At 72.3% G+C, this 22,588-nt stretch carries 23 protein-coding genes; 13 read left to right on the top strand and 10 right to left on the bottom strand.

Translation table 11 applies throughout. The features are described from left to right. Positions 1-151: 151 nt before the first annotated feature. Positions 152-1,003, bottom strand: a complete 852-nt coding sequence (locus ADL15_RS27730) for a spermidine synthase (RefSeq protein WP_067697305.1) — start codon at positions 1,001-1,003, stop codon at positions 152-154. 83 nt (positions 1,004-1,086) lie between these two features. Here ADL15_RS27730 and ADL15_RS27725 point away from each other — a divergent pair, with 83 nt between their 5' ends. The 3 genes from ADL15_RS27725 to ADL15_RS27715 all read left to right on the top strand — a co-directional run bounded on the left by ADL15_RS27725 (position 1,087) and on the right by ADL15_RS27715 (position 4,356). Continuing rightward, on the top strand, positions 1,087-2,643 hold the full coding sequence (locus ADL15_RS27725) for a DUF1800 domain-containing protein (RefSeq protein ID WP_067697304.1): 1,557 nt from the start codon (positions 1,087-1,089) through the stop codon (positions 2,641-2,643). A gap of 45 nt (positions 2,644-2,688) precedes the next feature. Then, positions 2,689-3,918, top strand: a complete 1,230-nt coding sequence (locus ADL15_RS27720; RefSeq protein WP_157441638.1) for a DUF1501 domain-containing protein — start codon at positions 2,689-2,691, stop codon at positions 3,916-3,918. 66 nt (positions 3,919-3,984) lie between these two features. Continuing rightward, a complete protein-coding gene (locus tag ADL15_RS27715) occupies positions 3,985-4,356 on the top strand; it encodes a hypothetical protein (protein WP_067697333.1) in 372 nt (123 codons plus the stop codon). On the opposite strand, the gene malQ is transcribed toward ADL15_RS27715, so the two are convergent. Continuing rightward, complete coding sequence (malQ, locus tag ADL15_RS27710; protein ID WP_083971817.1) at positions 4,311-6,359, bottom strand: 4-alpha-glucanotransferase; 2,049 nt, start codon at positions 6,357-6,359, stop codon at positions 4,311-4,313. The two genes, ADL15_RS27715 and malQ, sit on opposite strands and share 46 nt — an antisense overlap. 93 nt (positions 6,360-6,452) lie before the next feature. On the opposite strand from malQ, the gene ADL15_RS27705 reads away from it, so the two are divergent. Together ADL15_RS27705 and ADL15_RS56545 are read left to right on the top strand one after the other, a co-directional pair. Continuing rightward, entirely contained in the window at positions 6,453-6,707 is a 255-nt protein-coding gene (locus ADL15_RS27705) for a hypothetical protein (RefSeq protein ID WP_067697331.1), read from the top strand. A 24-nt stretch (positions 6,708-6,731) separates the two neighbouring features. Beyond that, the gene (locus ADL15_RS56545; protein ID WP_269748385.1) at positions 6,732-7,982 is read left to right on the top strand and encodes a chitosanase; all 1,251 of its coding nucleotides are present in this window, start codon (positions 6,732-6,734) and stop codon (positions 7,980-7,982) included. 3 nt (positions 7,983-7,985) lie between these two features. Here ADL15_RS56545 and ADL15_RS27695 read toward each other — a convergent pair whose 3' ends face one another. The 6 genes from ADL15_RS27695 to aroA form a co-directional block, all read right to left on the bottom strand. Next, positions 7,986-9,236 carry a glycoside hydrolase family 16 protein gene (locus ADL15_RS27695; protein ID WP_067697302.1) on the bottom strand — a complete coding sequence of 417 codons (1,251 nt, stop codon included), beginning with the start codon at positions 9,234-9,236 and terminating at the stop codon, positions 7,986-7,988. A 105-nt stretch (positions 9,237-9,341) separates the two neighbouring features. Beyond that, on the bottom strand, positions 9,342-10,112 hold the full coding sequence (locus ADL15_RS27690; RefSeq protein WP_067697294.1) for a carbohydrate-binding protein: 771 nt from the start codon (positions 10,110-10,112) through the stop codon (positions 9,342-9,344). Positions 10,113-10,195: 83 nt separating this feature from the next. Then, complete coding sequence (locus tag ADL15_RS27685; protein WP_067697327.1) at positions 10,196-10,753, bottom strand: DUF5709 domain-containing protein; 558 nt, start codon at positions 10,751-10,753, stop codon at positions 10,196-10,198. A gap of 29 nt (positions 10,754-10,782) precedes the next feature. Further along, complete coding sequence (locus ADL15_RS27680; RefSeq protein WP_067697292.1) at positions 10,783-11,511, bottom strand: ATP-binding protein; 729 nt, start codon at positions 11,509-11,511, stop codon at positions 10,783-10,785. A gap of 420 nt (positions 11,512-11,931) precedes the next feature. Continuing rightward, complete coding sequence (rsgA, locus tag ADL15_RS27675; protein WP_157441641.1) at positions 11,932-13,005, bottom strand: ribosome small subunit-dependent GTPase A; 1,074 nt, start codon at positions 13,003-13,005, stop codon at positions 11,932-11,934. Positions 13,006-13,007: 2 nt separating this feature from the next. After that, a complete protein-coding gene (gene aroA / locus ADL15_RS27670; protein ID WP_067697325.1) occupies positions 13,008-14,300 on the bottom strand; it encodes a 3-phosphoshikimate 1-carboxyvinyltransferase in 1,293 nt (430 codons plus the stop codon). A 183-nt stretch (positions 14,301-14,483) separates the two neighbouring features. On the opposite strand from aroA, the gene ADL15_RS27665 reads away from it, so the two are divergent. From ADL15_RS27665 to rsrA, 5 genes are all read left to right on the top strand, one after another. Further along, positions 14,484-15,161: an SOS response-associated peptidase gene (locus ADL15_RS27665; RefSeq protein ID WP_067697290.1), complete on the top strand. Its 678-nt coding sequence runs from the start codon at positions 14,484-14,486 to the stop codon at positions 15,159-15,161. Between the two features lie 192 nt (positions 15,162-15,353). Continuing rightward, a complete protein-coding gene (locus tag ADL15_RS27660; RefSeq protein ID WP_067697288.1) occupies positions 15,354-15,752 on the top strand; it encodes a WhiB family transcriptional regulator in 399 nt (132 codons plus the stop codon). Between the two features lie 46 nt (positions 15,753-15,798). Continuing rightward, positions 15,799-16,413 carry an alpha/beta hydrolase family protein gene (locus ADL15_RS27655; protein WP_067697286.1) on the top strand — a complete coding sequence of 205 codons (615 nt, stop codon included), beginning with the start codon at positions 15,799-15,801 and terminating at the stop codon, positions 16,411-16,413. 54 nt (positions 16,414-16,467) lie between these two features. Then, positions 16,468-17,268, top strand: coding sequence for a sigma-70 family RNA polymerase sigma factor (locus ADL15_RS27650; RefSeq protein WP_373872854.1), 801 nt, complete (start codon positions 16,468-16,470; stop codon positions 17,266-17,268). Positions 17,269-17,273: 5 nt separating this feature from the next. Beyond that, the gene (rsrA, locus tag ADL15_RS27645) at positions 17,274-17,549 is read left to right on the top strand and encodes a mycothiol system anti-sigma-R factor (protein WP_067697284.1); all 276 of its coding nucleotides are present in this window, start codon (positions 17,274-17,276) and stop codon (positions 17,547-17,549) included. A gap of 53 nt (positions 17,550-17,602) precedes the next feature. Here the strand turns inward: rsrA and ADL15_RS57135 are convergent, their stop codons facing one another. Continuing rightward, on the bottom strand, positions 17,603-17,677 hold the full coding sequence (locus ADL15_RS57135) for a 50S ribosomal protein bL37 (RefSeq protein ID WP_369700219.1): 75 nt from the start codon (positions 17,675-17,677) through the stop codon (positions 17,603-17,605). A 133-nt stretch (positions 17,678-17,810) separates the two neighbouring features. Between ADL15_RS57135 and ADL15_RS27640 the strand changes: the two genes are divergently transcribed. Next, positions 17,811-18,026, top strand: a complete 216-nt coding sequence (locus ADL15_RS27640; protein WP_067697281.1) for a biotin/lipoyl-binding carrier protein — start codon at positions 17,811-17,813, stop codon at positions 18,024-18,026. 15 nt (positions 18,027-18,041) lie between these two features. On the opposite strand, the gene ADL15_RS27635 is transcribed toward ADL15_RS27640, so the two are convergent. Beyond that, positions 18,042-19,517, bottom strand: coding sequence for a tetratricopeptide repeat protein (locus ADL15_RS27635; protein ID WP_083971814.1), 1,476 nt, complete (start codon positions 19,515-19,517; stop codon positions 18,042-18,044). 227 nt (positions 19,518-19,744) lie between these two features. Here ADL15_RS27635 and ADL15_RS27630 point away from each other — a divergent pair, with 227 nt between their 5' ends. Both ADL15_RS27630 and ADL15_RS27625 read left to right on the top strand, forming a co-directional pair. Beyond that, complete coding sequence (locus ADL15_RS27630; protein ID WP_067697277.1) at positions 19,745-20,779, top strand: SIS domain-containing protein; 1,035 nt, start codon at positions 19,745-19,747, stop codon at positions 20,777-20,779. A 36-nt stretch (positions 20,780-20,815) separates the two neighbouring features. Continuing rightward, positions 20,816-22,366, top strand: coding sequence for a sensor histidine kinase (locus tag ADL15_RS27625; protein ID WP_067697270.1), 1,551 nt, complete (start codon positions 20,816-20,818; stop codon positions 22,364-22,366). The last annotated feature ends 222 nt before the right edge of the window (positions 22,367-22,588 follow it).

The raw sequence follows: 22,588 nt of genomic DNA, 5'->3' as shown, positions 1-22,588 counted from the left end.
TCCCCGTTCACGCCACGATCGGAAAAACGCAGCCGCAACGATTACAGCCCTGTCCTACCAGCGCCGCCAGTGACCCGACGCGAATCACACCGGAACTTACCGTTTTGACACCGGACGGTGATGACCGGTGAACCATCGGCCGACAATACCGTTACTTTCGGTTACCGAACAGGGCGGCCGGTGGGGCCGGGGACGCGACCGCCACCGCGTCGAGGACCGGGATCGCTCCGGCCGCGAACCGATCAAGATCAGTCTCCACTCGTCCCGGGAACCAGTCACCCGCGGCTCGCCGGGTCAGCTCGGCCACCGGGGGTGGTGTGCGACCGGCGAGCACCACCAGATTGCCGAACCGGCGGCCGCGGAGCACCCCGGCGTCGGCAACCAGACAGGCCTGCGGCAGGACCGACCGGATCGTGGCGACCTGACTGCGGGCGTGTTTGAGGGGCGGGCCGTCGGCCACGTTCGCGATCAGCCAGCCGTCCGGGGCGAGCACCCGGGCCAGGTGCCGGGCGAACTCGACCGAGGCGAGGTGGGCCGGGGTGCGTGCGCCGGCGAAGACGTCCAGGACGATCACGTCGTACCCGGAATCCTTCATGCCCTCGACGGCCTCGCGCGCGTCGCCCACCCGGACCCGGATGCCGGCCTGCGCCGGGAGCGGAAGCTCCCGCCGGACCAGCTCGACGAGCGGACCGTCGATCTCCACCACCCGCTGCGCCGAGCCCGGCCGGGTCGTGGCCAGGTACCGCGGCAGGGTCAGCGCGCCACCGCCCAGGTGCAGCGTGCGCAGCGGGCGGCCGGGCGCGGCGACCAGGTCGATCGCGGCGGCCATCCGCCGGATGTACTCGAACTGCAGGTACGTCGGGTCGGCCAGGTCCACGTGTGACTGCGGCGCGCCGTCCAGCAGCAGCGTGAACGCGGTGTCCCGGTCCGGGTCCGGTACCAACTCGGCGACGCCCGAGGCGACCGTCTCCACCCGGCGTCGTGACGCCCTGCGCTGTGCCATCCGATCATTGTCCCCGGTAGCAGATCGGGAGCGGCGGGCCGGGAACCCGACAGTGGCCCGGGTGACTTCCGACGTGTAGCCGCGTGACGGTTATCGAGCAGACCCTGAACCGGCGTACCGCGATCGGTGGCGCGGTCGCGACCGGCGCCGCCGCCGTGCTTCTCGACGGTGCGCCGGCCCGCGCCGCGGTGGAGCCGGGTGCCGGGACCGGCGGCCTGCTCCCGGCCGACCCGCTGCTGCACCTGCTGCGCCGGGCCACGTTCGGGCCGAGCCCGTCCTCGATCGCCGAGATCCGCAAGCTGGGCGCCGGCGCCTGGCTGGACCGGCAGCTCACGCCGGCCTCGATCGACGACGCGGCGGCCGAGCGGCTGATCGCCCGGCTGCCGCTGAGCGGCCTGAGCATCGCCGAGATCCGCGCCAAGGTCACCGCCGGGCAGCTCAAGCAGTACGGCTGGGACCCGATGTGGCAGCTCGCCTTCGCCGCGCCGGTCCGGGCGATCTGGAGCGAACGGCAACTGTACGAGGTGATGACCGACTTCTGGTCCAACCACCTCAACGTCACCTGCCCGTCCGGCGACGTCTGGGACAACCGCACCGACTACGACCGCACGGTGATCCGCAAGTACGCCCTGGGCACCTTCGCCGACCTGCTCAAGGCCTCGGCCCGGCACCCGGCCATGCTCACCTACCTGGACAACCGGTTCTCCACCCGGCTGGCGCCGAACGAGAACTACGGCCGGGAACTGCTCGAACTGCACACCGTCGGGCTGGGCTACACCGAGGCGGACGTGAAGGACGCGGCCAAGCTGCTCACCGGCCTGACCGTGAACGGCACCACCGGGGCCTACCGGTACGACGCCGCCAACCACGCCGTCGGCCCCGTCAAGATCCTGACCTTCGCGCACGCCAACGCGACCACCACCGGCGGCGAGGCGGCCGCCCTGGCCCTGCTCGACCACCTGGCGATGCACCCGGCCACCGCCCGCCGGATCGTCAGCAAGCTGTGCGTCCGGTTCGTCGCCGACGAGCCGCCCGCGACCCTGGTCACCAAGCTGGTCAAGGTCTACCTGGACAACCGGTCGGCGATCGTGCCGGTGCTGCGCGCGCTGTTCACCTCTCAGGAGTTCGCCGGCGCGATCGGCGCGAAGACCCGGACCCCGCTGGAGGACCTGGCCGCCACCGTCCGGATCCTCGGGTACGGCCCGCCGGTCAGCGGCACCAAGACCTTCGAGAGCCTGTACTGGATGGTCCGCAACGCCGGGCACGCGCCGCTGGGCTGGGGCCCGCCGAACGGCTACCCGGACGTCGCGGCGGCCTGGGCGTCCCCGTCCGGGCTGCTGGTCCGGTGGAACTTCCACCTGTCGATCGCGGCCGGGTACTGGCCGGCCGATCTCGTCAAGCCGGCCAGCCTGCTGATCGGGATGATCGGCGCCGCGCCGGCCACCTACGGCGCGCTGATCGACGCGACCGCCGTCCGGCTGCTCGGTACCACGCTCACCGCCGCGCAGAACGCCGCGCTGGCGACTTTCTACGGCAAGGCACCGTCCTCGCAACTGAAGGCCAACGATCCGGCCGCAGGCTGGATGTATCCGTACTTGATGGCGATGCTGCTGAACTCGCCGACCTTCGCTCTGAGGTGAGGACTGTTGACGACGACTGCCTGTGGTTGTGAGGAAGAGCGCCGGGTGACCCTGTCCCGGCGGCGGGTGCTGGCCGCCGGTGCGGCGGGCGCGTTCGCCGGGCTGGCCGGTGCGCAGCTCGACACCCAGCTGGCGTTCGCGGCCGACCCGGCGTACTCGGGGGACGTGCTGGTGCTGCTCTCGCTGCGCGGCGGGTTCGACGGGCTGTCCGCGGTGGTGCCGGCCGGCGACCCGGCGTACTACGCGGCCCGGCCGACGATCGGGGTGCCGAAAGGGCAGCTGATCGGCGGGGGGACGTTCTTCGGGCTGCACCCGGCGCTGGCGCCGCTGCTGCCGTTCTGGACCTCGGGCACGCTGGCCGCCGTGCACGCGGCCGGGCAGCCGGCGCCGAACCGGTCGCACTTCTCCGCGATGGAGGAGCTGGAACGGGCCGCGCCGGGCACCTCGACCCGGACCGGCTGGCTGAACCGGATGCTCGGCTCGCTCGGCGCGGACGACCCGTTCGCCGCGGTCGCGATGGGCACCGCGCGGCCGTCCCGGGTGCTGGACGGGCCGGTGCCGTACCTCGGCCTGACCTCGGTCGACGGGCTGACGCTGAGCGGGGACGACGCCACCAAGCCGCTCGCCGCCGCGATGGCGGCGCTCTACACCGGCGCCCCGCCCGCGCTGGCCCGGACGGCCGGGCAGCTCACCGGGGCCCTGGCCCGGGCGAAGACGCTGCGGGCCGCGGGGTACACGCCGGCCAACGGGGCGGCGTACCCGGACTCCGAGCTGGGCGCCGCGCTGCGCGACGTGGCCCGGCTGATCAAGACGGACGCCCGGCTGATGACCGCGACGGTGGACTCCGGCGCCTGGGACATGCACGAGAACCTGGGCATCGCCCAGCCCGGCCGGCGGATGCACGACGAGCTCGCCAAGCTGGCCGCCGCGATCGCCGCGTTCGCCACCGACCTCGGCGCCGAGGGCCTGCGCCGGGTCACCCTGATCACGATCAGCGAGTTCGGCCGCCGGGTCGGGCAGAACGGCTCCGGCGGACTGGACCACGGGTACGGCAACGCCATGTTCGTGCTCGGCGGCGGTGTGCGGGGCGGCAAGGTCTACGGCACCTGGCCGGGACTGGCCGCCGCCCGGCTGCGGGACGGCGACCTCGCGGTGACCACCGACTACCGCGCGGTGATCGGGGAGATCCTGCGGGCCCGGTGCGGGGTGGGCAACCTGTCCGCGGTCTTCCCGGGTGTCACAGCGTCGTCGCTGGGACTGGTTGACTTTCGCTGAAAGCCATAAAACGGATATAGCCGTTGTTTCACACTGTCACCGATATTCCGACGTACGGAGGTGACGGTGACCAGCAACCTGTTGGCCGAGCTCATCGGGCAGCGACGCCCGGCCGGCCCACCCCCGGCCGGCGCGATGCCGGCGATCCTGCGAGCCGCCAAGCACCGGGCCGGCCCGCCGCTGCGGATCCGCCGGCATCACTCCGAGGAGGGCGTGCCGTTCTGGCGCTGGGACTGCGAGGGCTGCGGCGAGTACGGCGGCGGCCGGCACCACCCGGACGCCATCAACCGGGCCATGCGGCACTGCCACGAGCACCCGGCGCACCGCTCCTCACTGCTGCCCCCGGCCAGCTGCCGGCAGCCGGACACGTTCCTGCCGCTGCACCCGATGCTCTACGCCGTCGACGACGACCCGGGACCCGAACCACTGGCGGTCTGAGCCGACGTCCGCGTCGTGCTCTCGGCCTGTGCCGGCGCCTGCACGGCGGCCGGCGTCGGCGCGGGCGTCGGAACGGCGCTGTCGACCTGAGCCGGCACCTGACGATCGCCGAGGATCTTCGCCACCCGCCGGAAGAGCGGGTCGGCGACGACCTCGGTGAGGTCGGCGCCCAGCGGGATCCGCCAGTTCGGATATTCGTCGAAGGTGCCCGGCAGGTTCGGCTGCCGCCGCTCCAGCAGCACGTCGTGCAGGGACGCGGCGACCAGCCGGCACGGGGTGCGGGCCAGGAACTCGTGCATCGCCAGCACCGCCTCCTCGGGCGCCGGGTCCGCGCCGACCAGCCCCTCCGACCGCAGCAGCTCGAGCAGCGCGGCCCGATCCGCCCGCCAGGTGGTCCACTCCTGCTCGACGGTGCCGGCCAGCTGGCCCAGCTCGGCCCGGACCTCGACCTGCTCACCGGCCAGGAACCCGGCCGCGGTCGGCAGATCGTGGGTGGAGATGCTGGCCAGCGCGTTGCGCCGGTAGTCGGCCGCGGGCCGGAACTCGCCGGTGTCCCAGTCCCGGGTGAACCAGAGCACCGACGAGCCGAGCATGTTCATCCGCTCCAGCGTCGCGGTCATCTCCGGCAGCACGGTGCCCAGGTCCTCGCCGATCACCACGGCGCCGGCCCGCTGCGCCTCGAGGGCCAGGATGCCCAGCATCGCCTCCGGGTCGTAGTGCACGTAGGTGCCCTCGGCCGCGCCCATGCCCGGCGGCACCCACCACAGCCGCCACAGGCCGGCCACGTGGTCCACCCGCAGGCCACCGGCGTGCCGGAAGATCCGGCGCAACATGTCCCGGTACGCCGCGTAGCCGGTCTCGATCAGCCTGTCCGGCCGCCAGGCGGCCAGCCCCCAGTCCTGCCCGAGCTGGTTGAACGCGTCCGGCGGCGCGCCCGCGCGGACACCGGGCGCCAGCGAGTCCTGCAACAGCCAGCCGTCCGCGCCGGTCGGGTCGATGCCGACCGCGAGGTCGTGCACGATGCCGACCGGCATCCCGGCGGACGCCGCCCGGGCCGCCTCCAGCTGCTCCTCGACCTGCCGCTGCACCCAGACGTGGAACGCGATCCGGTCGCTGCGGTAGGCCAGCACCGCCGGGGCGTCCGGCCGGCGCAGCTCCTCCGGCCACTTGTGCCAGTTCGGCCCGTGCTCCTCGGCCAGCGCGCAGAACCGGGCGAAGTCCGCCAGCCCGGGGTCGTCGTCGAGGTCGACCGGCCCGGCCAGCGGCCAGAGCAGCTCCAGGGCGGTGAGCTTGGCGGCCCAGACCGCGTCGTAGTCGATCAACCCGTCCGCGGTCGGCCCGGGCTTGAGGTCGTCGATCCGCTTCCGGACCGAGGGCTCCGCTTTCCGGTACGCCGTGAGATCAGAAATCCGCAGGTAGAGCGGGTTCGCAAAGCGCCGGCTCGACGGCGAGTACGGCGACGCCGGCACCGGCCGTACCGGAGTGATCGCGTGCAGCGGGTTGAGCAGCACCATCCCGGCATCACCGGACTGCTCGACGAAGGTCCGCAGGTCGCCCAGGTCGCCCATGCCCCACGAGTCGGCCGAGTGCAGCGTGTAGAGCTGCAGCATCCAGCCCCAGGTCTCCGGCGGCTGGGGCAGCTCGGCCGGGACCACCACGAGTGTCGCGTCGCCCAGCCGGTGCCAGCCCAGCGGCAGGTTCGCCGCCAGCCGGTCCACGGTCCGGGTGGTGCCGTCCTCCAGGGTCAGCTCGACCGGCGCGGGCAGGTCCCGGCTCTGCCCGGCGCGCAGCACGACGGTGCCGGGCAACCGGGCGCCCTGATCGCGGCGGCCCACCTCGGCGAGCGCCGCGGTGACCGCGGCCGGCGTGCCGGCGTCCACCCCGAGCAGGCCGAGGACACCGATCACCGACTCCGGCGCGACCTCGGTGCGGCGCCGCTGAAAGTTCTCGTACCAGGTGGCCACCCCGTGTGCCGCGGCCAGCGCTTCCAGCTGCGCGTCCATGCTGCCCCTCCCGTCGGTGACCGGACCCTTACCCGGGTTGTCCACCGGGTACTCCGGGTGCGGTCGTTGCTTCCATCGGCCAGCATGGTGCACATGGCAGACGTGGTGAAATGGTGGTCCCGGTTGACGGCCGCGCTGACCGGCGCGGTGCTGGCCCTGGTGGTCCCGGTGCACGCCTGGGCGGCGAGCAACGGCACGGCCGACCTGATGATCGAGGCGGCGGTGAAGCGCCGGTCCCGTGGCCGTGGTGGTTTCTTCCTGTTCGGCGGAGCGCTCTGCTGCCTGATCGTGGTCGGCGGGGTGGTGCTGGCGATCGTGTTGATTTCCCGCAATCGCAGGCGTCGCTGACGACTTCCGCCCTAGCTTGGGAGCATGCGGACGGTCAGCAGGCGATCGATGGCCCTCGGTGGCGGGATCGCCGCCATCCTCTGTGTGCCACCGGCGATCTCGGTGGCCGCCAACGCGTCCGCTGACGTCCTGCTCAGCCTGGGCCGCCCGGCGGTGGCCTCGTCGACGCTGAGCGTGGCCTGGCCGGCCACGGCGGCCGTGGACCACACGACCGGCACCCGGTGGGCCAGCGGTGCGGCCGTCGGCACCCAGTGGCTGCGGATCGACCTGGGCGCGGCACAGGTCGTCAACCGGGTCCGCCTGCAGTGGGCCGGCGCGTACGCCAAGGGCTACCGGGTGCAGCTCTCCGACGACGGGGCGACCTGGGCCGACGCGTATCGCACCACCACCGGCAACGGCGGGGTGGACGACCTGCGCGCTCTCCAGGGGCACGGGCGCTACCTGCGGGTGCTGGCCACTCAGCGGGCCCAGCCGAGCGGGTACTCGCTCGGGGACGTGCGGGCGTACGGTCCGGGTCCGGCGAGCAAGGTGCCGGAGTCGGGCACGGCGCCCAGCGCGGCGACTCCCGCGGCGGCGGCCCCGCTGACCGTGGGCGTCAAACGGGAGACCGCGTTCCAGCTGGTCTCCAGCGCGGAGAACTCGACGCTGAACTGGCGTGGCGAGTTCGACTACATCGAGGACCTGGGCGACGGCCGGGGCTACACGGCCGGGATCGTCGGGTTCTGTTCCGGCACCGGCGACATGCTCGACCTGGTCACCGACTACACCCGCCGGAAGCCGGCGAACGCGCTGGCCCGATACCTGACTGCCCTGCGTACGGTCGATGGCAGTGACTCACACCGCGGCCTCGACCCGGGATTCGTGGCGGCCTGGCGGGCGGCCGCGGCCGACCCGGTCTTCCAGAAGGCCCAGCAGGACGCGCGGGACCGGATGTACTTCACGCCGGCGGTCCGGCTGGCAACCGCGGACGGGCTGCGCGCGCTGGGCCAGTTCGCCTACTACGACGCGGCGGTGATGCACGGCGTCAACGGGCTGCGGGCGATCCGCTCGCGGGCGGTGCAGGCCCGGAAGACGCCGTCGCAGGGCGGTGACGAGATCGCCTACCTGGGCGCGTTCCTGGACGCCAGGGACACCGAGATGCGCCGGGAGGCCGCGCACAGCGACACCACCAGGGTCGACACCGCGCAGCGGGTGTTCCTGCGCGGCAGCAATCTCGACCTGGTGGCGCCGCTGACCTGGCACGTCTACGGCGACAGGTACAGCATCAAACGCTGATGCCTACGCCTTGGTCCACTTCTGGTTGGCGGTGCCGGCGCAGTCCCAGAGCTGGAGCTGAGCGCCGTTCGCGCCGTTGTTGTCCTTGATGTCGATGCACTTGTTCGCCGACACGTTCACCAGGTCGCCGGCGCCCGAGAGGGTGAACCGCTGGACCGGGTTGCCGTTGCAGGTGACCAGCTGGATCGGCGTGCCGTTGGTGAGCGCGCCACCGGCCGGGTCCATGCACTTGCCGAGCGCCCGCAGGGTGCCGTCGCTGTTGGCGGACCACTTCTGGGCGCCCGAGCCGTTGCAGTCCCACATCTGCAGCCGCGCGCCGTCGGTGGCGGTACCGCCCGGGATGTCGATGCACCGGCCGTTGAGGTTGCTCTTCAGCGCGTTCCCGGTGGTGGCCGGCGGCGGGGTGGTGGTGCTGGTCGAGCCGTTGACGTGCACGTAGTCGATCAGCATCTTGCTCTCGGCCGGCAGACCGGCCGGGTTGCCCTGGCCGAAGTTACCGCCGATGGCCAGGTTCAGGATGATGAAGAACGAGTGGTCGAAGACCCAGTTCACGTTGCCCTTGGCGGCGCGCAGCGAGTCCGGGGTGGCCCGGAAGTACTCCTGGCCGTCCACGGTCCAGACGATCAGGTTCGGCGACCAGTCCACCGCGTAGTTGTGGAACGCGTTGTACCACGGCGAGCCGGCGACGAGGGTGCCGCCGAACGAGCTGCCACCGGAGTAGCCCGGCCCGTGCAGCGTGCCGAACAGCCGGTTGGGGTCCCGGCCGACGATCTCCATGATGTCGATCTCGCCGTCGGTCGGCCAGTTGCCGCCACCGAGCATCCAGAACGCGGGCCAGAGACCGGAGCCGTTGGGCACCTGGATCCGGGCCTCGACGTGGCCGTACTGCTGGGTGAACTTGCCGGCGGTCTGGATCCGGCCGGAGGTGAACTGGCAGGTGCCGTTCCAGCAGTCGTTGTGCCCGCCGCTGCCCTTGCGGGCCGTGATGACCAGGTGGCCCTGGCCGTCCATGGCGACGTTGCTGGTGCCGCTGTTGTAGTACTGCAGCTCCTGGTTGCCGAAGCCGCCGCCGCCGGTGTCGAAGTTCCACCGGGAGGTGTCGACGCCGGTGCCGGCCGCGCCGTTGAAGTCCTCGTTCCAGGTGACCGCGGCGACCGCGGCGTCCGCGTTGTCGTTGCGCGACGCCAGGAACATCGAGGACGCCAGGGTCGTCGCGACCACGGCCGCGCTGAGCAGTATTCGTAACTTACGCATGGGGGAACCTCCGGGGGAGAGGGTGCCGAACTCCAAACAGTCTTAAGAGATTGACTGTCGCGGGTCAATGGAGACGGGTTCCGGAACCCCGGATAACAGGATTTCTTAGATCTTCGGTACGAATTCCTGGTCGACCTTGCTGAACAGGGCCGGCACCTTGCCGGGCTGCCAGCCGGGCAGCGCCGTGTGCCGGGCCTTCACCAGGTAGTTCGCCCCGCGGTACGACACCCGGTCACCCACCTGGTACGTGGTGTGCACCTTCCACGCCGGCGCCGGTTTCACGGTGACCTGTGTCGTCACGCCGACCGCGTCGACCAGGATCCCGCTCGAGTTCCGGCCGCCCCCACCCAGGTTGAGCACCAGGCGGAACGGCTGGCCGGCGGTCGTCGGGGTCAGCCGGAGCACCTGCCGGCCGTCGATCGACCAGACGAACGACGTCCGGGTCCAGTCGATCGCGTACGTGTGGAAGTCGTAGTCGTCCGCGCTGTCGTCGCCGAGCGTCTCGACCTGCCCGGACAGGTACTGCCCCTGCTCGCCGAGCACCCCGAGCAGCCCCCAGGAGCCGTCCCGGCCGGCCCGGATCCGTGCCGACGCGCGCCCGTTCGCCTGGTTGAAGGTCGCCGCCGTGAAGATCGACGAGCCCAGCACCAGGTTCCCGGTGCCGTCCAGCCACCCGCCGCCGGTGTCACCGGTCCACTTCACGGTGTCCACGCCCTGCCCTTGCACCCCGGTGAAGAAGTCGCTGAACAGCGTTTTCGCGACGGTTTCGGCGTGCGCGACGCCCGAGACGGCGAGCGCCGAGACGACGACCGCGGCCGCCATCAGCGACCGCAGCCCTCGCCGGACGACACCGGCACGCTCGTGTGCCTGACCCATCGCTCACCCCTACCTCGATCCCGCGCTCAGACTCTGCACAGGCGAAGCGGATACGGCAAGCTCGTGGCCGGCTTTTTAATGGATCAGTTGTAGTCCGGCGCCCGGGTCTCGTGGATCGCCAGCTCCTCGGCGCTCGCGCCACCGCCGGCCGCGCCCGCGTCCCACGCCACGCTGTCCGCCTCGTCGTCCGAGCCGGAACCGCCGTCCGGGGCGACCAGCCGGCCGACCCGGCCCGGGTTCTCCTCGTCGAGCTGGCCGTCGTCGTAGAGCGAGATCGCCGAGTTCGGGTCGGAGGTCGGGCTCTCGCCCCACACGTCCCGCTCGAACTGCTCGCGCTCGGAGTCGTCGACGGTCTCGTCGATCGGGTCACGGCGCGGCGGCAGCGGGTCCTCGGCGCCGACGTCCGGTTCCTCCTGGCTGAGCCGGCGGTCGAGGCTCTCGCCCTGGCGGGCCTCCTCCGCGGTGTCACCGAACCGGTTCGAGCCGCCCGGCCCGACACCGGCCAGCGCGGCCGGGTCCGCACCGTCGGCCCAGCGGCCACTGTCCACCTCGTCGTACGCGGTGGAGTCGTCGTCGGCGGTGTCCGGCAGCCCGGAGGCCTCCGGGTCGCTGACCTCGGCGGGGTAGTCGTTGTCTCGCATGTGCGCAATGTACCCGCGTGCGGGGCCGGTCATGCCGTGATCCTTCCCGGGTTCAGATGAGCCCAGACGACCTTGCCGTCGGCCAGCGCCAACCCACCCCAGCGCACCGCCACCGCATCGATCAGAAGCAGACCCCTTCCGCCGTACGCGGTGACCGGCGCCGGCCCGGGCAACCGGGGCAGCACCGGCGAACCGTCCCGCACCGCCACGCTGACCGTGTCGTCGTGCCGGGCCAGCAGCACCCGCATCGGGGTCCGGGCGTGCGCCACCACGTTGTTGACCATCTCGGTGGCCACGATGCACGCGTCCCCGGCGATCTCCGGCCGGTCCCAGCGCACGCAGGCCTCGGTGATCAGCTCACGTACCCGCCGGGCGGCGCTGACCACCGGGTCCAGCTCCTGGCTCACCCGGAACCCGTCGCCGGGCGCGCCCAGCGCGGTGAAGGCGCCGGCCGGGTCGGGCCAGACCGGCCAGCCGGTCGCGTCCCAGGGTGTGCCGTCGGCGGCGCCGCAGAGCGCGAGCCGGGCCCCCGGCCAGTCCCGGGTCTCGTCGAGCACCTCACGCAGCACGGACAGCGTGCCGGCCTGCGCGACCCGGAGCCCGGCGACGTCCAGCACGACCGCTTCGGGCGCTCCGGCCAGCACGTCGAGCAGGGCGGAACGGACCGCCGCCGTGGTGCCGGCGTCGAGCACCCCGGTCAGCCGGACCAGTGGATGAGTCTGGCCGCTGTCCACCAGGTGACGAACCTCGCTCGGCATGATCGCTCCATTGTGCCTAACGCCGACCCGTCGCGCATTTCGGCGAGCGGTGACCGCGTTCCCGCAGCCGGCGCCCGGTCTGCCCACCAACCGGCCTCCCCGCAAGTACCCCGTTCGTGTCCCCTCATGCCACCGTCGCCCCACCGCGAGGCCGTGCCGACTCCGGGCCGTGGCGCGCTTCCGGTGGTCGGCTGGTTCTCAGAGGTGCCTCCGGCACTCTGAGGCACCCCTGAGGGCCAGCCGGGATCGTGCGGTGCGCTGCGGTCCGGGCCCGTCGCGAGGCCGTGCGGACTCCGGGCCGTGGCGCGCTTCCGGTTGTCGGCTGGTTCTCAGAGGTGCCTCCGGCCATCTGAGGCACCCCTGAGGGCCAGCCGGGATCGTGCGGTCCGGGCTGGGGCGGGTGTGGCGGAGTTGCTGGGGCTAGGCGGTCAGGCCGGTGTCGGGGGGTTGGTCCTGCCAGTCGAGTTCGCCGGCACGGGAGGCCAGCAGGCGGCGGTAGGAGTCCAGGCGGCGGCGGTCGGCGTGGCCGGCGTTCACCCAGGCGTCCAGGTGGCAGTCGGCGTCGGCCGCGGTGTGACCGCAGTTCGGCTGGTCGTCCAGGGTGCCCTCGACCAGGTCGGGGAAGCCGTGCAGCAGGCTCTCGGCGCTGACGTGGGCCAGGCCGAAACTCCGGATGCCCGGGGTGTCGACGATCCAGCCCGGGTCCTTGCGGGACTTGCCGACGACGGGCAGCCGCAGGGCCACCGCGCTCGTCGACGTGTGCCGGCCCTTGCCGATCGCGCTGACCACGCCGACCGCACGCAACGCGTCCGGCACCAGGCGGTTGACCAGCGTCGACTTGCCCACCCCGGAGTGACCGACCATGACCGAGATCCGGCCGGCCAGCGTGTCGCGCACCTCGGCCAGGTCGCTGCCCGGGCGGACCAGCACGTGCCGCAGGTCGAGCTCGGCGTAGTAGTCGAGCACCTGCTCCGGACCGGCCAGGTCGGCCTTGGTCAGGCAGAGCAGCGGTTCGATGCCGGCGTCGTACGCCGCCACCAGGCACCTGTCGATGAACCCGGTGCGCGGCGGCGGGTCGGACAGCGCGCTGACGATGACCAGCTGGTCCGCGTTCGCGACGACCACCCGTTCGAGGCGGCCCTCGGGGGTGGTGTCGTCGTCGTCCGCGGTCCGGCGCAGCACCGAGGTGCGTTCGCTGATCCGGACGATGCGGGCCAGCGCGCCGTCCGCCCCGGAGACGTCACCGACCAGCCGCACCCGGTCGCCGACCACCACCGACTTGCGGCCCAGCTCGCGGGCGCGCATCGCGGTGATCAGCTCGGTGCCGGCGTCGTCGTCCTCGCGGACACAGCCGTACCGGCCGCGGTCGACAGTGATCACGAGCCCGTCGATCGCGTCGTCGTGCTTGGGCCGCGTCCGGGTACGCGGGCGGGACGACCGCCCCGGACGGATCCGGACATCGTCCTCGTCGTACTCCCGCTTTCGGCCTGGCAGGGTCAGCTCCTCGCCGCGAGTCCCGCCCAGAGTTCGGGGAACTCGGGCAACGTCTTCGAGGTACAACCTACGTCGGTGACCTGAACGCCCTGCACGGCGAGTCCGATAACCGCGGCGGCGTGTGCCATCCGGTGGTCCGCGTACGTCTCGAAGGACGCCCCGCGCAGCGGCCGCGGCTCGATCCGCAGCCCGTCCGGGAACTCGGTGATCCCGGCGCCCAGCGTGGTCAGCTCGGCGGCCAGCGCGGCGATCCGGTCGGTCTCGTGGCCGCGGATGTGCTCGACCCCGCGCAGCTCGGACGGCCCGTCGGCGAGCGCCGCGAGCGCCGCGAGGACCGGGGTCATCTCGCTCACCTCGGAGAGGTCGGCGGTGATCCCGCGCAGCGTGCCGGTGCCGCGCACGGTCAGCCCGTCGCCCGTCCGGGTGACCTCGGCGCCCAGCTCGGTGAGCAGCGCGGAGAGCTGCTCGACCGGCTGCCAGCTCGCCTCGGGCCAGCCGGCCAGGGTGACCGCGCCGCCGGTGACCATCGCGGCGGCGAAGAACGGCAGCGCGCCGGAGAGGTCCGGTTCGATGGTCCAGGTGCGGCCGCGCAGCGGGCCGGGGTCGACCACCCAGGTGTCCGGGACGCTCTCGTCGACGACGGCGCCGGCCGCCCGCAGCATGTGCGTGGTCATCCGCAGGTGCGGCGCGGACGGCACCGGCGGGCCCTGGTGCCGCAGGGTCAGGCCCTTGGTGAACCGGGCCGCGGAGAGCAGCAGGCCGGAGACGAACTGGCTGGAGCCGGACGCGTCGACCACCGCCTCGCCGCCCTCGATCAGGCCGGTGCCGTGCACGGTCAGCGGCAGCCCGTCGGACGCGGAGGCCTCGATGGTGACGCCGAGCGAGCGCAGCGTCTCGATGATCGGGCGCAGCGGCCGGTTGCGCGCGTGCGGGTCGCCGTCGAACTCGACCGGCCCGTCGACCAGGCCGGCCAGCGGCGGCAGGAACCGCATGATGGTGCCGGCCAGGCCGACGTCGACGGTGGCCGGTCCGCGCAGCGGGCCCGGCTCGACCCGCCAGCGGTCGTCGTCGGAGGTGTCCACGGCGACGCCGATGGCGCGCAGGGCGGCGGCCATCAGGGTGGTATCTCGAGCCCGCAACGGCGCCTCGATCACCGAGGGGCCGTCGGCCAGCGCGGCGAGCACCAGCGCGCGGGCGGTCATCGATTTCGAGCCGGGCAGGCGGACGGTCGCGGTGACCGGGCCGGCGGCGGACGGGGCGAGCCAGGGGCGGAGTTCAGCGGGCATGGTCGCCATTCTGCCGGTGGCCGCCGCCATTCCGGCCGCGCGTTCCCGGCTCCCGGGACGGTGCGTCGCTGCGAATTCCACCGTACGAGCCGTTCCGGTCGACTGATTCCCGTTCTGTGCTCGTTCCGACGTGCCCTTTTCCTTGGCGTTCCGTGCCCCCTGCCACCGTTTCCGTTGGCGTACGCTGCACCCATGTGCGGGCGGTACGCGACCACGCGGAGCAACGCGGATCTCAGCCAGTTCTTCGAAGCGGCCGACGTCGCCGGGGACTTGTCGCCGAGCTGGAACGTCGCGCCCACCGATCCGGTCCCGCTGATCCGCGAGTCGCGCACGCACGCCGCCCGGGTGCTCGACACGGCACGCTGGGGGCTGGTCCCGCCGTGGGCCGCCGACCTGCGCCAGGGCGCCCGGATGATCAATGCGCGGGCCGAGACGGTGGCCGGTCTGAAGACGTTCGCGCCGTCCTTCGCCCGTCGTCGCTGCCTGATCCCGGCGGACGGCTGGTTCGAGTGGGTCCGCAACGGCAAACAGAAGCAGCCGTACTACATGACCTCGGCCGATGGCTCCCCGCTGGCGTTCGCCGGGATCTGGTCGGCCTGGGGGCCGGAGTCCCTGCTCACCTGCAGTGTGATCACCACGGCGGCGCTCGGTGACCTGACCCGGGTGCACGACCGGATGCCGCTGATCCTGTCGGCCGACCGCTGGGCCGGCTGGCTGGCCGGCGGTGGTGATCCGGAGTCGCTGCTGCGCCCGCCGGCCGAGGCGGTAGTGGCCGCGATCGAGGTGCGCCCGGTCGGCCAGGGGGTGGGCAATGTTCGTAACAACGGTCCGGAGTTGCTGGCACCGGTGGCCGAGGTAACGCTTTTCTGAACAGCAGGAGATCAACGAAGTTCTTTGTCGGTTTATGCACTGATTCCAAACTGAGAACTTTGTTTCAACATAGATCACCCCCTTGTTCTGATCTTGTACGGTGCGGTACAAACCAGCGCCGGAGTGGTGCCGCTCCGCAAGGTGCGGGAACGGCGGCCACAGCATTACCGGTCCCACGGGGGAGGTGGGCTGATGACACGAGCACGCATGCCGCGTCCGCACGAGGTGGCTATCGCGCGGCGCGACCCGCGGTTGCTCGACGCAATTGCGCAACGCCGGACAGATGAGGCCTGGCGGACCCGAGGGTCCTGTCGCACCGTCGATCCGGAGACGTTCTTTCCAGCTCCGAACGAACCGTCCGGCGGGGCCATCGCGCTCTGCGGGACCTGTCCGGTGCAGGGCCCATGCCTTGCCTGGGCGCTGCAGGTGGGCGACTGCCACGGAGTCTGGGGTGGCACCACGCCACGGGAACGACGCGCCATGTTGGTGGCCTGGCGCGAGCGCGTCCAGCCCGACGGCGAGCCGGTCGAGGACGAACCGGCCGACGAGGAGGACCGGAGATTCCTGACGCTGATCCCGGTGAGCCGCTGAGCTCGAACGGGTCGCGCCGAGGAGAACGCTGATAGAAACGGAGCTTGTGTCAAGCTCCGAGAAGACCGTCGAGACCCCGCGCGGGCCGGCCCGTGTCCGGGTCACCGAACCGGCCGGCCCCGCACACAGTCAGCTGTTCCTCGGCCACGGCGCCGGGGGTGGGGTCGACGCGCCGGATCTGACCGCCGTCCACGACGCCGCGGTGGCCGCCGGGGTGCGGGTGCTCCTGGTGACCCAGCCGTACCGGGTGGCCGGTCGGCGGGCGCCGGCTCCGGCCGGGCACCTGGACGAGGCGTGGACCGCCGTCGTGCGGGCGATGGTCGTACAAAATCTGCCGTTGATCGTGGGTGGGCGGTCCAGCGGCGCGCGTGTCGCGTCGCGGACCGCGACCCTGCTGGACGCCGCGGGGGTGCTGGCCCTGGCCTTCCCGCTGCACCCGCCGGGCAAGCCGGAGAAGAGCCGGGCCGGTGAGCTGGACGCCGCGGTGCCGACGTGTGTGGTGAACGGGGACCGGGATCCGTTCGGGGTGCCCGAGGCCGGCGGCGCGGTCGAGGTGATCACGCGGCCGGGCGCGGTGCACGACCTGCGCAAGGATCTGCCCGGCACGGTCCGGCTGGTGATCGAGTGGCTTACGCGACACGGCTGGGCGGCGGAATTCTGACCCCGGTACCGGCGTTACAGACCGCGGAGACTTTCGTGGGAAGGGGATCGTCAAGTGCGTGCCGGTACCGAGCGCGTGAAGACCGAGCACCGGGGTACGACCACCCGGGTGCGGGACCTGTTGGACTCCCCGGAGTGGCCCGCGGTCGAATCGCCGCCCGTCGCCTCACTGGTGAGCGTGAGCACACCGGTTTTCGAAGGCGTGAGTGGGGCACTACCCGTATCCTCGGCGGGGCGGTCGAGGGGAGAGTCCAGGGTGGCCCAGAAAGAACGGACCGACGAGCGTCGGGAACGCTTCGAGCGTGACGCGCTGCCGTTCGTCGATCAGTTGTACGCCGCCGGCCTGCGGATGACACGTAACCCGGCCGACGCCGAGGACCTGGTGCAGGAGACGTTCCTCAAGGCGTTCTCCGCGTTCCACCAGTTCGAGCAGGGCACGAACCTGAAGGCGTGGCTGTACCGGATCCTGACGAACACCTACATCAACTCGTACCGGAAGAAGCAGCGCCAGCCGCTGCAGTCACCGACCGAGGAGATCACCGACTGGCAGCTCGCCTCCAGTGAGTCGCACACCTCGTCGGGCCTGCGCTCGGCCGAGACCGAGGCGCTGGACCGGCTCCCGGACAGTGACATCAAGGAAGCGCTGCAGTCCCTGCCGGAAGACTTCCGGCTCGCCGTCTACCTCGCTGATGTCGAGGGTTTCTCGTACAAGGAGATCGCCGACATCATGGGCACGCCGATCGGCACCGTCATGTCGCGGCTGCACCGCGGCCGTCGCAACCTGCGCAAACTGCTCGAGCAGTACGCCGTCGGCCGGGGTATCACCCGGACCGCCGCCGAGCCGCAGGAGGCGTGACGCGGATGTCGGGCGACGAGATCGACCACGAGACGACGGATTGCACGATCGCGCTCAGCGAGGTGTACCTCTACCTCGACCTGGAGTGCAGCGAGGACCGGCGGCAGCTGATCCAGAAGCACCTGGACGAGTGCTCCGGCTGCATGCGCGAGTTCGGCATCGAGATCGAGGTGAAGGCCCTGGTCGGGCGCTGCTGCGGCGAGGAACGGGCGCCGGCCGAGCTGCGCGAGCGGCTGCGGCACAAGCTCGGTCAGCTGGAGACCCGCGAGCACCAGGCATAACCGCGTACGAAGAGGGCCGGCAGATGTCACATCTGCCGGCCCTCTTCGTGTCTTCAGCTGTTGGGACGCTTACCGTGGTTCGCGCCGCTCTTCTTACGGGCCTTCTTCTTGCGAGCCTTCTTGGCCATAAGGGCCTCCTTCCTCACGCTTGCTCAGTCGCCGATCGTAGTCGGAACATCTCCGCGCCCGGGACTCACCCGTGGGTGATCCGTGATTTGATGACGTTCCCTACAAGGGTGCGACAAGGGAGGGCGATCCAGCATGGCCGAGGAGATCCGGGCCGAGATGGTGGCCAACGTATGGAAGATCGTGGCCGGCGTCGGTGACACCGTCGCCGAGGGCGACACGCTGGTGATCCTGGAGTCCATGAAGATGGAGATCCCGGTGCTGGCCGAGTCGGACGGGACGCTCGACCAGCTGGCCGTCCACGAGGGCGACGTCGTCCAGGAGGGCGACCTGATCGCCGTCATCGGCTGACGTCCTCACCCGCTTTCACTTGCGGAGCCAGCGCAGGAGGTAGGACCGGCGGCGCTGGCGCGGGACCGCCGGCACCCGGATCGTGGCCGCGGCCAGCTCCCGGGTGGACCGGTCCAGCCCGGGGGTGACCAGGGCCAGCTCGGCGACCGCCCGGGCGTGCGGCCCGCCGGCCACCTCGGTGAACCGCCCGGCCACCACGGCCGCCACGTCCGCGCGCGCGGCCGGATCCACCCAGGCGTACGTGACGAGTGCGAACAGGGCCGCCTGGGTGACCCGGTCGACGCCGCCGTCGAGCAGGCCGAGCAGCAGCCGCCGGCGGGCGGAGTCCAGCCACGGCTCGTCGGTGCCGTGGTGCAGCAGGCCCAGACAGGCCCAGATCTCCGCGGCGCCGGGCTGTTTCGCCCCGGTGACCGACGGGTGGCCGAGCAGGGCGAGCAACTCCCACGGCTCGACCAGGACCAGGCCGAGCGCCCGGTCGTAGGCGGCCGGCGGGTGCGGCCAGCCGGCCGAGGCGACCCGCAGCAGCCGGGCCACCGCGTCGTCGGACGGCTCCGCCTCGACCGTCGACCGGCCGGGCCGCAGCCGGGTCAGGCCGACCGGCACACCACCGAGCCACGCCGCGTTCCGGCAGCACTCGTCCAGGTCGGTGTGCTCGTGGGTGTCGTCCGGGTGGTCGCGGATGTAGTCGGCCAGCCCGATCAGGTGCGCCACGTCGCCGTCGGCGCGGTACCGCAGCCGGTGCGCGGTGTGCACCACGCAGTCGAACTTCGGGTCACGTTCCAGCGCCCGGGCGGTCCAGTCCAGCGCCTCGTCGAGCCGGCCGAGGTCGGCGAGGGTGGCCGCGACGTCGGCGTACACCGAGAGGTCGTCCGGGTCGTAGAGGACCGCGCGGCGCAGGGCCGCGAGCGCCTCCGGGATGCGGCCGGCGCTGCGGTACGCGTACCCGAGCCAGATCTCGCCGAGCTTCGACGGCCGGGAGCGGGCGCCGCGCTTGGCCCAGTCGACGGCCAGCCCGGCCTCGCCGAGCCGGCGGGCCAGCGCCGAGCCGGCGCCGAGCAGCATGGCGTGCTCGCCGTGCGCGTCGACGGCGTGCCGGACCACCGTCAGGTAGGGCCGCAGCGGGATCGCGGTGGCCTCCGGCGCCGGGTCGCCGACCGCGGTGCACAGGCGCATCACGGTGCGGGCCAGGGAGTCCGGGTCGATCCGGCCGCCGAGCACCGGGTCGCTGACCCAGGGGACACCGGCCCAGTCCACGCCGGGGGTGTGCCCGCTGGCCGCGGCGAGCAGGGTCAGCGCGTCCTCCTGGCGGCCGGCGGCGGCGAGCAGGTGGGCGTGCGCCGCCACCCGGCCGGCCGGCGCGTGCGCGTCCAGCGGGAACAGGTCGAGGCCGCCGTGCGAACCGGCGGCCAATCGGCTGAGCAGCTCGTGGATCTCCGGAAGGGTGGGTGCGTGGGCGAGTGCTCCGGCCAGGTGGCGGGCGGCCTGACTCATCTCCCCGCGGTCGAGGGCGGCGCGGGCGAGGGTGAGGTCGTGGTGGACCTGGGGGTGGGCATCCACGAGTGAAGACAGTACGGGCACCCGGACGATCTGTCAGTCCTCATGTTTGCGCAGTTGTGCTCGAAAGATTGACTTACCAAGCTTTTTCTTGCAAGACTGCGCATCTATTGCGCGAGAACTGCTCATCTCGGGAGGATGACGTGACACAGCGAGGCCACGGGATGGCGGCGGACATTGCGGAACAGCCGGAAGGTTTCGCCCGCCTGCTGGACGGACCGCACGCGGACGCGATCGCCGAGGTCGCGGCGCAGATCGCGGCCCGCCGTCCGCGGAACGTGCTCTTCGTCGGACGCGGCACGTCCGACCACGCCGCGCTGTACGGGGCGTACCTGACCGAGATCCGGCTGGGCCTGCCGGTGGCCAGCGCGTCACCGAGCGCGATCACGCTCTACGGCGCCCGCCCCGACTTCACCGACAGCCTGGTCATCGGGGTCAGCCAGAGCGGCGGCTCACCCGACCTGACCGGGGTGCTCTCCACCGCCCGGGAGACCGGCGCGCTCACCCTCGCGGTCACCAACAACCCGGAGTCGCCGCTGGCCCGGGCCGCCGAGCTGTCCGTGGACGTGGCGGCCGGGCACGAGCGGGCGGTCGCGGCGACCAAGTCGTACACCGCCGAGCTGCTCGCGCTGCTGGTGCTGATCGAGGGGATCCGGGCCGGCGACGGACGGCTGCCGGAGTCCGAGCGGGCCGCGCTCGCCGCCCTGCCCGGGCTGGCCGAGGCGGCGCTCGCCGACCGGACCGCTGACGACCTGGCCCAGCGCTACCGGTTCGCGCCGCACATGGTCACCACCGGCCGGGGGTTCGGCTACCCGACGGCCCGGGAGGCCGCGCTCAAGCTGATGGAGACGTCGTACGTGCCGACCCTGGCGTTCTCCGGCGCCGACCTGCTGCACGGCCCGCTCGCGATGACCGACGCCGACGTGCCGGTGCTGGCCGTGGTCGGCGAGGGCCCGGGCGGCCGGGCCATGCAGGACGTGATCACCCGGCTCGGTGAGCAGCGGGCCGACGTGGTCACCATCGGGGCCACCGACGTGCCCGGCGCGGCCGGCCGGCTGGCCGTCCCGGCGGTCGACGAGCGGTACAGCCCGCTGCTGGACATCCTGCCGCTGCAGAAGCTGGCGCTCGCGCTGGCGCTGGCCCGCGGCGAGGACCCGGACGCGCCCCGGGGTCTGAAAAAGGTCACCAGCACCCTTTAGAGAACTGACGAAACATCGGCGTGGCAGGCTTGGCGCGTGTCCACCCTGCGCGACCTCGTCGAGGAACACACCAACCTGGGTTCCGCCGACATCGACCACCTGCACCGGCTGGCCGGTGACTGGCAGCTGCTCTCCGACCTCTCCTTCGCCGACCTGCTCCTCTGGGTGCCGATCAAGGGGGAGCAGCCCCGGCAGTTCCTCTGCGTCGCCCAGGTGCGCCCGACCACGGCGCCCACGGCGTACCAGGACGACCAGGTGGGCAAGATCTTCGGCGGACCCGAGGTTGCCCACCTGGACGTGGCGTTCACCCAGGAGCGGATCTGGCGGGAGGGCGACCCGGTCTGGTACGGCGACACCCCGGCCCGGCACGAGGCGATCCCGGTGCGCCGCCGCGCCGAGAACGACCACGAGGAAGGCCGCAGCGAGGTGATCGCGGTGATCGGCCGGGACACCAACCTGAGTACCGCCCGGACACCCAGCCAGCTCGAGCTGAACTACCTGACCACCGCGGACGACCTGGCCCAGATGGTCGCCGACGGCACGTTCCCGCCGACCAAGCAGCCCGGCGAGGTGACCACCTCGGCGCCCCGGGTCGGCGACGGCCTGATCCGGCTGGACGCCTCCGGCAAGGTCACCTACGCCAGCCCGAACGCGCAGTCCGCGTACCGGCGGCTCGGTTTCAACGCGCACCTGGTCGGCGAGGAGCTGGCCGTGCTCTCCAGCCGGGTGGCCGCCGACCCCCTGGAGGGCAACGACGCCGCCGAGCGGATCCGGCTGGCGCTGCGCGGGATCACCCCGCCCCGGATGGAGTTCGAGGCGCGCGGCGCGACGGTGCTGACCCGCTCCCTGCCGCTGCTCCCGGCCGGTGTGCCGATCGGCGCGCTGGTGCTGGTCCGCGACGTCACCGAGGTGCGCCGCCGGGACCGCGCCCTGATGACCAAGGACGCCACCATCCGGGAGATCCATCACCGGGTGAAGAACAACCTGCAGACCGTGGCCGCGCTGCTGCGCCTGCAGGCCCGCCGGGTGGACGCGCCGGAGGCCCGGATGGCGCTGGAGGAGTCGGTGCGCCGGGTCGCGTCGATCGCCCTGGTCCACGAGACGCTCTCGATGTCCAGCGACGAGGCGGTCGAGTTCGACGGGATCGTCGACCGGGTGGCCACCGCGGCCACCGAGGTCGCCTCGACGAGCGTCTCGGTCCGGATGCGCCGGGAGGGCACGTTCGGCGTGCTGCCCGCGGAGATCGCCACCTCGCTGGTGATGGTGCTGAACGAACTGCTGATCAACGCGGTCGAGCACGGCTTCCCGGCGCCGGACGAGGACGTGCCGGAACCCGTGCCGGCCCCGGACGCGCCGGCCCCCGAGGTGGTGGTGGCCGCGCACCGGTTCCGCAAGCAGCTGCACGTGACGGTCGCCGACAACGGGCGGGGGCTGCCGGAGGGCTTCCGGCCGGACGCGGGCGGGCGGCTCGGGCTGCAGATCGTCCGGGCGCTGGCCACCGGCGAGCTGCGCGGCAGCATCGAGATGCGCAACCGGGCCGGCGGGGGCACCGAGGCCGTGCTGGTGGTCCCGCTCGGCAAGCGCTGACCCGGCGCCGGTCGATGCCCGAGGGTTGCCTGGTGGACCCGTACGTCTAGATCGTGATCGATGGGTCCACTGCCGCCACCTCCGATGTAACGACTTTGTAACGACAGTAGGAGAAGTCCGCCAAGTGCCGTGGACCACACTCCCGGATTGTGGACCTCGCTGGCCCACATTCGATTCGCGTGAGAGGCTTACCGGCATGACCGCTGCAATTGACCGCCGCTT

Source organism: Actinoplanes awajinensis subsp. mycoplanecinus (assembly GCF_001509495.1).
In the GTDB taxonomy this organism is placed as follows: domain Bacteria; phylum Actinomycetota; class Actinomycetes; order Mycobacteriales; family Micromonosporaceae; genus Actinoplanes; species Actinoplanes palleronii.
This window is presented reverse-complemented; position numbering and strand designations above follow the sequence as displayed.

Bases quoted from the DNA above. Each gene is read 5' to 3' on its own strand.
- ADL15_RS56545 (WP_269748385.1), top strand. From the start codon at position 6,732: ATGCGGACGGTCAGCAGGCGATCGATGGCCCTCGGTGGCGGGATCGCC.
- ADL15_RS27690 (WP_067697294.1), bottom strand. From the start codon at position 10,112: ATGGGTCAGGCACACGAGCGTGCCGGTGTCGTCCGGCGAGGGCTGCGG.
- ADL15_RS27640 (WP_067697281.1), top strand. From the start codon at position 17,811: ATGGCCGAGGAGATCCGGGCCGAGATGGTGGCCAACGTATGGAAGATC.
- ADL15_RS27630 (WP_067697277.1), top strand. From the start codon at position 19,745: ATGGCGGCGGACATTGCGGAACAGCCGGAAGGTTTCGCCCGCCTGCTG.
- ADL15_RS27695 (WP_067697302.1), bottom strand. From the start codon at position 9,236: ATGCGTAAGTTACGAATACTGCTCAGCGCGGCCGTGGTCGCGACGACC.
- ADL15_RS27685 (WP_067697327.1), bottom strand. From the start codon at position 10,753: ATGCGAGACAACGACTACCCCGCCGAGGTCAGCGACCCGGAGGCCTCC.
- ADL15_RS27730 (WP_067697305.1), bottom strand. From the start codon at position 1,003: ATGGCACAGCGCAGGGCGTCACGACGCCGGGTGGAGACGGTCGCCTCG.
- ADL15_RS27660 (WP_067697288.1), top strand. From the start codon at position 15,354: ATGACACGAGCACGCATGCCGCGTCCGCACGAGGTGGCTATCGCGCGG.
- aroA (WP_067697325.1), bottom strand. From the start codon at position 14,300: ATGGCGACCATGCCCGCTGAACTCCGCCCCTGGCTCGCCCCGTCCGCC.
- rsrA (WP_067697284.1), top strand. From the start codon at position 17,274: ATGTCGGGCGACGAGATCGACCACGAGACGACGGATTGCACGATCGCG.
- malQ (WP_083971817.1), bottom strand. From the start codon at position 6,359: ATGGACGCGCAGCTGGAAGCGCTGGCCGCGGCACACGGGGTGGCCACC.
- ADL15_RS27635 (WP_083971814.1), bottom strand. From the start codon at position 19,517: ATGAGTCAGGCCGCCCGCCACCTGGCCGGAGCACTCGCCCACGCACCC.
- ADL15_RS27665 (WP_067697290.1), top strand. From the start codon at position 14,484: ATGTGCGGGCGGTACGCGACCACGCGGAGCAACGCGGATCTCAGCCAG.
- ADL15_RS27680 (WP_067697292.1), bottom strand. From the start codon at position 11,511: ATGCCGAGCGAGGTTCGTCACCTGGTGGACAGCGGCCAGACTCATCCA.
- ADL15_RS27705 (WP_067697331.1), top strand. From the start codon at position 6,453: ATGGCAGACGTGGTGAAATGGTGGTCCCGGTTGACGGCCGCGCTGACC.